This window comes from Streptomyces durbertensis (assembly GCF_014156695.1).
In the GTDB taxonomy this organism is placed as follows: domain Bacteria; phylum Actinomycetota; class Actinomycetes; order Streptomycetales; family Streptomycetaceae; genus Streptomyces; species Streptomyces durbertensis.
Genome location: NZ_WMLF01000253.1, coordinates 1 through 7,726, shown reverse-complemented (window position 1 = coordinate 7,726; position 7,726 = coordinate 1). Strand labels below are relative to the sequence as shown.

The 7,726-nt window shown below is 74.5% G+C and carries 10 protein-coding genes; 7 read left to right on the top strand and 3 right to left on the bottom strand.

The features are described 5' to 3' along the window. The 6 genes from GL263_RS16980 to GL263_RS16955 form a co-directional block, all read left to right on the top strand. Positions 1–936: molybdopterin-dependent oxidoreductase (locus GL263_RS16980; protein WP_182856568.1), on the top strand; the 936-nt coding region annotated here is incomplete at its 5' end. An 86-nt stretch (positions 937–1,022) separates the two neighbouring features. Next, the gene (locus GL263_RS16975; protein WP_182856567.1) at positions 1,023–1,688 is read left to right on the top strand and encodes a fasciclin domain-containing protein; all 666 of its coding nucleotides are present in this window, start codon (positions 1,023–1,025) and stop codon (positions 1,686–1,688) included. Positions 1,689–1,769: 81 nt separating this feature from the next. Then, on the top strand, positions 1,770–2,408 hold the full coding sequence (locus GL263_RS16970) for a TetR/AcrR family transcriptional regulator (protein ID WP_194377635.1): 639 nt from the start codon (positions 1,770–1,772) through the stop codon (positions 2,406–2,408). Next, positions 2,405–3,028, top strand: coding sequence for a hypothetical protein (locus tag GL263_RS16965; RefSeq protein WP_182856565.1), 624 nt, complete (start codon positions 2,405–2,407; stop codon positions 3,026–3,028). Before GL263_RS16970 ends, GL263_RS16965 begins: the two co-directional genes overlap by 4 nt. Beyond that, positions 3,021–3,653, top strand: a complete 633-nt coding sequence (locus GL263_RS16960) for a GNAT family N-acetyltransferase (protein ID WP_182856564.1) — start codon at positions 3,021–3,023, stop codon at positions 3,651–3,653. Before GL263_RS16965 ends, GL263_RS16960 begins: the two co-directional genes overlap by 8 nt. Positions 3,654–3,688: 35 nt before the next feature. After that, the gene (locus GL263_RS16955; protein ID WP_182856563.1) at positions 3,689–4,093 is read left to right on the top strand and encodes an endonuclease/exonuclease/phosphatase family protein; all 405 of its coding nucleotides are present in this window, start codon (positions 3,689–3,691) and stop codon (positions 4,091–4,093) included. Positions 4,094–4,220: 127 nt separating this feature from the next. Here GL263_RS16955 and GL263_RS28445 read toward each other — a convergent pair whose 3' ends face one another. Together GL263_RS28445 and GL263_RS28440 are read right to left on the bottom strand one after the other, a co-directional pair. Next, the gene (locus GL263_RS28445; RefSeq protein ID WP_323379440.1) at positions 4,221–4,988 is read right to left on the bottom strand and encodes a Mut7-C RNAse domain-containing protein; all 768 of its coding nucleotides are present in this window, start codon (positions 4,986–4,988) and stop codon (positions 4,221–4,223) included. Next, on the bottom strand, positions 4,985–5,260 hold the full coding sequence (locus tag GL263_RS28440) for an acylphosphatase (RefSeq protein WP_323379439.1): 276 nt from the start codon (positions 5,258–5,260) through the stop codon (positions 4,985–4,987). Before GL263_RS28440 ends, GL263_RS28445 begins: the two co-directional genes overlap by 4 nt. A 272-nt stretch (positions 5,261–5,532) precedes the next feature. Between GL263_RS28440 and GL263_RS16945 the strand changes: the two genes are divergently transcribed. Beyond that, positions 5,533–5,925, top strand: a complete 393-nt coding sequence (locus GL263_RS16945; protein ID WP_228456570.1) for a cupredoxin domain-containing protein — start codon at positions 5,533–5,535, stop codon at positions 5,923–5,925. Here GL263_RS16945 and GL263_RS16940 read toward each other — a convergent pair. Then, the gene (locus tag GL263_RS16940; protein WP_182856561.1) at positions 5,912–7,378 is read right to left on the bottom strand and encodes a hypothetical protein; all 1,467 of its coding nucleotides are present in this window, start codon (positions 7,376–7,378) and stop codon (positions 5,912–5,914) included. The genes GL263_RS16945 and GL263_RS16940 overlap by 14 nt on opposite strands. Positions 7,379–7,726 lie beyond the last annotated feature (348 nt).

Sequence of the window (7,726 nt, the reverse complement as noted above, 5' to 3'; positions counted from 1 at the left end):
CCGCCGGTACCGCGCGGCGCCCGGCTGCGGGTGCCGGGTATCAGCGAGTACACCACGCCGAACGCGGACTTCTACCGGGTCGACACCGCCCTGGTGGTGCCGAAGGTCGACGCGGAGTCGTGGCGGCTGCGGGTCCACGGCCGGGGGATCACCGGCACCCGCACCCACACGTTCGCCGAGCTGCTGTCCCGTCCGCTGATCGAGCGGGACATCACGCTGACCTGCGTCTCCAACGAGGTCGGCGGCCCGTACGTCGGCAACGCCCGCTGGCTGGGTGTGCCGCTGGCCGACCTGCTCGCCGAGGCGGGGGTCCGGCCGCCCTCCCGAGGTGGGCCGGCCGACCAGCTCGTGGCCCGGTCGGTCGACGGGATGACGCTCGGCACGCCGGTCGAGGACGTCATGGACGGCCGTGACGCCATGCTCGCCGTCGGCATGAACGGCGAACCCCTGCCCTTCCGGCACGGTTTCCCGGTCCGCATGCTCGTTCCCGGCCTCTACGGCTACGTGTCGGCGTGCAAGTGGATCGAGAGCATCGAGCTGACCACCTTCGACGCCTACGACCCGTACTGGGTGAAGCGGAACTGGGCGCGGCGCGCCCCGATCAAGACCCAGGCGCGGATCGACACGCCGAAGCCCTTCGCCCGGGTGCCCGCCGGCACGGTGACGGTCGCCGGTGTCGCCTGGGCGCAGCGGCGGGGCGTCAGGCGGGTCGAGGTCCGCGTCGACGACGGGCCCTGGCGCGAGGCGGACCTCGCCGTGGAGAACACCGTCGACACCTGGCGCCCGTGGTCCTACCGCTGGCAGGCCGAACAGGGCGGCCACACGATCACCGTCCGCGCGACGGACGGTACCGGGCGGGTGCAGACCGAGAAGCGCGCCCGCCCGATCCCGAACGGGGCGAGCGGCCGGCACAACGTCTTCGTGACCGTCGAGTGAGCCCGCGACGCGGGCTGCCGCGCCTCCCCGAGAACCCCACAACCAACCGTCAGAACCGATCGGTTATCAGAAGGAGACAGATCATCATGAGGAAGAACCTCCGCCTGCGTCGTACCGCCGTCGCCGTGGCCACCGCCGCCGTGCTGCCGTTCTCGCTGGCCGCCTGCGGCTCGGACTCCGACTCCGGCGACAAGAGCGCCGAGAGCACCGCGTCCGAGCAGGCCAAGGACACCGACAAGGACAGCACCGGGGGCGCCGACGGCGACGCCATGGCGATGAGCGACCCCTTCGGCGCCGGCTGCGCCGCCGTGCCGGAGGACGGCAAGGGCTCCTTCGACGGCATGGCGCAGGACCCGGTCGCCACCGCCGCCTCGAACAACCCGGTGCTGTCCACGCTGGTCACCGCCGTCAAGGAGGCCGACCTGGTCGACACCCTCAACAGCGCCGAGAACATCACGGTGTTCGCGCCGACCGACGACGCCTTCGCCAAGCTGCCCGAGGAGGACCTGAAGGCCGTCCTCGCGGACAAGGAGAAGCTGACCGAGATCCTGACCTACCACGTGGTCGGCGACCGGCTGGCACCCGAGCAGCTTGAGGACGGCACCTTCGAAACCCTCCAGAAGGGGAAGATCACCACCAGCGGCTCCGGTGAGGCGTACGAGGTCAACGACAGCGCCAAGGTCGTCTGCGGCAACGTCCAGACCGCGAACGCGACCGTGTACATCGTCGACACCGTGCTGATGCCGAAGTAACCGCGGCGTCGGCCGGCCGGGACCAGACAGCACCAGGTGTGTGTACTACCAGTACACACACCTGGTGTGTACTATCGGCCCATGCCGCTTCCCAGATTCGAGCGCCTGCCCGCCGACCGGCGGGAGGCCATCCTCGGCGTCGCCCGTGAGCAGTTCGCCGCGCACGGCGCCGAGAGCGCCTCCTACAACAAGATCATCGAGGCCGCGGGGATCTCGAAGACCGCCGCCTACCACTACTTCGACGGCCGGGAGGACCTGCTCGGCGCGGTGCTCGACGGGGTGCTGGGACGGCTGCTGGCGGCCCTCGGGCCGTGGCTGCCGGCGGCGGACCCGGCGGGGTTCTGGGCGCGGCTCGAGCAGGGCGCCGCCGCCCTCGCCGACCACCTCCGCCGCCACCCCGACGACCTGGCGCTCGCGGACGCCGCGATCGGGCGGGCCGACGACGGTCCGTGGACGGGCTGGTTCGACGCGGTGGTGGCCGACGGGCAGCGGCTCGGGGTGATCCGGACGGACGTGGACCGCGGCCTGCTGGTGGCGGCCACCGCCGCGGTGGTGCGGGCCGCCGACGCGTGGGCGCTCGCCCGGATGCGGGCCGCAGCGGACTGCGGACCGGCGTCGGGCGCCGTGGACGGCGGGCCGGGGGCGGATACCGCCGACGGACGTCAACTGTGGCCGCTGCTACGGGGCCTGTGGGGCACGGATGGGGGCGGTGGTCGGTGACGGAACGCGCTGACGTGCGGGTCTCCTGGGAGATACCGGCGACGCCGCCCGGGTTCGCCGGGCGGGTCGAGCGGTTCACGGGGCCGGGCAAGCGCCGCTCGGAGTCGGTGGTCGAGCTCGGCGGAGGGACCCTCTGTGTACTGCTGCTGGCGGCCGGGGTGTGGGCTTCGGGAGCGGTCGGAGGGTGGTCGACCGCCCAGCTGGTGATCGTCGCGGTCGTGGCGCTCGACCTCGTCGGCGGTGTGCTCACCAACTCGACCAACGCGGCGAAGCGTTGGTACCACCGGGCCGCTCCCGGAGCCCGGCGGGCGCGGCTGCTCTTCGTGAGCGCGCATCTCGCGCACCTCGCCGCGATGGGCCTGGTCGTGCTGTCCGGCGACTGGGGGTGGACGGCGGGCAACGCGGCGCTGCTGGCCGTCGGGGCGGTGTGTGTGGAGTTCGCGCCGCTGCACCTCCGGCGGCCGGTGTCGATGGTGGTGCTGATGGCCGCCGTGCTGGTCAACCTGTTCTGGCTGACGGTTCCACTCCAACTCGCCTGGTTCGCACCGCTGTTCTTCCTGAAACTGGTGGTCTGCCATCTTGTTCCCGAGGCGCCGCTGGAAGGGGCTCGTGATGCCTGAGGCGGGGGTCGGAGCCGGCGGCGGGTGGCGGGTCGACGAGGGTCCGGCGCGGGCGGAGTGCGTCGCGGTGCTGGCCACCGCGTTCCGTCGGGAACCGGCCGTGCGGTGGATCTGCGGCGACTCGCCGCGCACACCGGCGCGTTGGTTCGACGCGACGCTGCGGGCGCACAGGACGGTGCCCGGCAGCCGGTGGTACGTGCTGCGGGAGCCGGACGGCCGCGCCGTGGCGGCGGCCGTGCTGTCACCGCCGGGCGGTGCGCCCGGCGCCGTGGCCCGGCTCGGCTGGTCGTTGCGCACGGCGCTCGGCTGCGGACCGCGCGCGGTACGGCGCACGATCCGCTACCTGGAGGCCGCGGAGGCGGCGGCGCCCGACGACGCCCGGACGCTGGAGTTCGTCGGCGTCCGACCGGAGGCGGCCGGCCAGGGGTGCGGCGGGGCCCTGCTGCGCCACGTGCTCGACACGGCCACGGCGGACTGCTTCCTCACCACCGCCGACCCCGCGAACGTCCCGCTCTACCGGCACCTCGGCTTCACCGTCACCGCCCGGCACCACCAGGGCCCGCTGGAGGTGACGGCGATGACCCGCCCGGCCGGTCCGGCGCCGGGCGGGCCCTCGCCGGTCTAGTCGCGCAGCAGGGCGCAGACGAAGTTCTCCTGGACGTGGCGGAGTCGGTCGAGGAGAGCGGGGTCGGCCCGCTCGGCGCGGTCCTCAGCTGCGGCCTCCACCTCGACTCCCGCAGCGACGCCGTGCGGGCGGCCCAGGTCCGGGAGTTCCTCGCCTGGCGGCCCGGCGGCCGCGACCTCACCGCGTACGGCACGGTGGTGGTCGGCGGCGACTTCAACGCCGAGCCCTCGCACCGGGCGATGGCCCCCCTGTACGCCGTCGGACAAGAGGCGGACGGCGGCCCCGGCACCTGGCGCCACCCCACCCACGAGGACGGCCGCAAACTCGACTACCTCTTCACCTGGAGCCGCGGCGCCGGCCCCAGGTGGCAGGACAGCGCGACCGGGACCCTGGCCACGCCGAACTCCGACCACCTGGTCCTCCACGGCCGCCTGGGCTGACTTGGGCGGCCGGACCGCTCGACTTCTGCTCCGCTCCCGCCCCACGACTCCCTCGGGCACCGCTTGGTCTCCGGACATACCGCTCCCGCGTACCCCGGAAGAGGGAGATGAACACCGCCCGGGTCGATCAGTCACCGCCCGGCGCGCCCGAACTGCCCGAACGGCCCACACCGGTCTGCCTGCCGAGGACCGCCCGCGCGTCGCGCACGGTCGCGGCCAGCCGGTCGTGGTGGGCGCCCGGCCAGTACAGCCGCAGGCAGGAGCCGCACCGCTGGAAACTGTCGTAGCTGCGCCGCGTGCCCGGCCGCAGCAGATGGTCGATCTCCGCCTTGGCGACCGGCGACAGCAGCCCGTTGCACGCCGGGCAGCGGGTCCACGGGTCGATCGCCGGTCGGAAACGGGCCAGCACGTCCGCCAATTGGACGTCCGGCCGCCCGCCCCGCACATACGCGCCGCGCCACAGCGCGCGGCGCCGCAGCAGGCCCCGGTCCTGGGTGAGCAGCACCCGGTGCTCGGCGTTGGCCTGCGCCACCAGCTCCGCGTCGGACCGGTCGTCGGCGTAGGCGGTGTCCAGGCCCAGCACCCGCAACCGGCGGGCCAGCGTGCCGAGATGGACGTCCAGCAGCAGCCGCGCGGGCACCGGCAGCGGCTGCGGACGCGGCACGGCGGCCACGTCGACGACGGCACCGGGCCCCGGGATGTGGGACGGCGGCACGGGCGTGCCGTCGACGCGCAGCACCCCCGTCTCCGTCAGCGGGACGCCCGCGGACTGCACAAGATGGCCCACGGTCGAGGTGCCGTCCGGCGGCAGCCGTACGGGCTGCCGCCGGTGCCGGGCGGGCAGCAGGAACAGCAGCTCCTCGGCGAAGCGCAGGGTCAGCGGGGGAGTGCTCACGGCGTCGGACGCACCTCGAAGCCGCTGTGCCCGCCCGGCTCCGCGTCCCGGACCGCGACCCCGTCCACGGAGGCGGCCGGCGGCCCCACCCGCGCCCACGCGAGAAGCCTTTCCACAGCGTCCGGCGTCCCCTCGAACACGGCCTCCACCGTGCCGTCCGGAAGATTGCGCACCCAGCCGGCGACCCCCAGGGCCACCGCCTCGGCACGGCAGCCGTCCCGGAAGAAGACCCCCTGGACGACCCCGGACACGACCACATGCTTGCAGACCACCACTCGGGCACCTCCCGGTCGACGCGCGAACCCCCTGCCCGCACGGTAGGGCCGACGCCGCCCCACCGGCGGACGTACACACCGCCGCCTCCTGTGACGAGGCCCGGGGCCGGCGGGCCGCCGCCCGGCCGCACCGCCGCCGTTTGGTCCACGCGGCAAACGAGTCGACGTCGACGGCGATCCGCGCCCGCCGGCCGCGCCTGCCGGCTGTTCCACCGCCGCTGCGGAAGCCTGGTGCGGGCAACAACCCGCGCGATCGAAAGGCCCGAACGATGTCCTCTCCTCTCGCACGCCGCCGGGCCGCCACCGTGGCCGCCCCCGTCCTCGCCGTTCTCATGCTGCTGGCCGGCTGCGGCAACGGCGGTGACACCGGGCCCACGCCCGGCGACACCCCGACGGCCACGGCCGAGGACGCCGTCACGCTCACCATCCAGAACTTCGCCTACGAGCCGGCGGACCTGGAGGTGTCGCCCGGACAGGAGGTCACGGTGATCAACCGGGACACCGTGGCGCACACCGTGACCTCCACGGAGGACGGGGAGTTCGACACCGGCAGCATCGCGAGCGGGGAGTCCGGCACCTTCACGGCGCCCTCCGAGACCGGCAGCCACCCCTACACCTGTTCCCTCCACCCGAACATGCGGGGCACCCTCACCGTCCGCTGACCCGGCCGGTCGCGGTGTGGCGCTCGCGCAGCACCCGCTCGACGAGTCGTCGGACCTCGACCGCGGCGAGGGCGCGGGCGTCGACGAGGGCGCGCGCGTGGAACGGGACGGTGTACCGGACGGGACGTCCGCCGTCGGCCCGGGACCGCGCCTCGGCCCGCGCCCTCTCCCGCGCGGCCACCGACGAGTAGACGGACCCGGCACCCGCGTGGGAGCAGCGCAGCGTGCCCGAGACGCGGCCCCCGCTGACCGGGAACGTACCGCGGCCGCTGGTGCACGAGCCGGCGGGCCGCCCGCCGATGGTGAAGGCGGCCGTCAGGACGGCGGACACCCGGCCCCCGGTGACGCGTTCCTCCCGGGCCTTCGCGGAGATCCGGCCGGTGAACCGCTGGAGGACCGAACAGCCCCCGGGCCCGCACTTCAGCGCGCCCGAGCCGTCGAGGGTGAAGTCGACGCCGTGGTCGGTGGCGTCCTTGAGCTGCCGGGCGCGCTTGAGCAGCTCCTCGAACATCGACTCGACCTCGTCGTCGGTGATCGGCTCGATGTCCATGCCCTGGCCGTTGCCGTCGGCGAGCGGACCGAAGGTCACCCTCGTGATCTCCGTGTCCTCGCCGTTCCGGTACCGGTCGATGGAATCGCGCAGGTCGTAGGCCTCCAGCCGCAGCACGCGGTGCGGCGGCCGCCTGCTGACCAGCAGTCGGCCGGCCGGGGTGTTCACGGCGAGCGCGGGGGTCCCGTTGACGTCGCGCGGGCGGTCGCCGGCCCTGGACGCGGGAGGCGGGTTCTTCGCGACCTCGGCGAGGGCCTTCGTGAGGATCTGCGCAAGGTCGGGCGGGGTGAGGGCGCGGTCCACAGCCTCGTCGACGAGGGTCGAGCCGTCCTCCAGCCCGACCATCCAGGGGCCCGGCTTCTCCCCGGCGTCGGATCCCGCGCCCGGCCCGGGGGCGGGGTCCTTCTGCCATCGCAGGAACGTCCTGCCGCCGACGTTCAACAGGTCGCGTTCGTGGCGGCGGTTGCCGGTGCCCGTGGTGCCGAACCTGCTTCCGCCGGCGGTGACGGTCAGGTCGCTTTTGGTGATCCCGTGCGCGGAGGTGTCCTGGTAGCGAAGTCCCCGGGCGGCGGCGAGGTCCTTCACGGCCCGGTGGAACGGCTCCAGGTCCTGACGCGGCGTCTGCGCCCGCTGGGCGGGCCCGCCGGAGGCGCCGGATCCGCCCGAGGCGCCGGAACCGTCGCCGCCGGTCGCCACCAGCACTCCGGCGAACAGCGCCAGCGCGAGGGCGGCCGCCCCGCCGAGCAGCCACCCGCGTCGCCACGCCGGCAGGCCCCGGAGCCGGTGGAATCCGTCGACCCTCGGCGGGGCCGGCGGGGCCGGCGGGTGGAGTGGCAGTGGCGGTCGGGCCGGTGGGGGCGGCGGAACCGGCGGCCCGCCTTCCGTGGGGGTCGGCTCGGACATGGTGTCCCCTTCATGGGCTGAGCGCGGAGGACTCTCCGGCAAGATCGGCTCTGGGCTGCCCGGGTCTGGGCCGCGGCCGGGCCCGACAGGGTCACAACCGTCGCGCACACGGCGCCGACGGCAACGGAAGTCCTCGCCCTGCTCCACTGCTTTGCCATGGTGGCTTCTCCTCGACGAGCGTGTCGGGGCGGGGCAGTCGGTCGCGGCGGCTGCCAAAGCGGCTCAAGGCGCGGTACGTGGTCGGCGTAGGCCGGCGCCCAGCAGCCGCAGTTGTGCCCGCCGGGTCCCGCGTCAGGCCGAAGCCGTCGGCGAAGTCGGGGACGGCCGGGGTGGTGGCCGGGCCGGTGC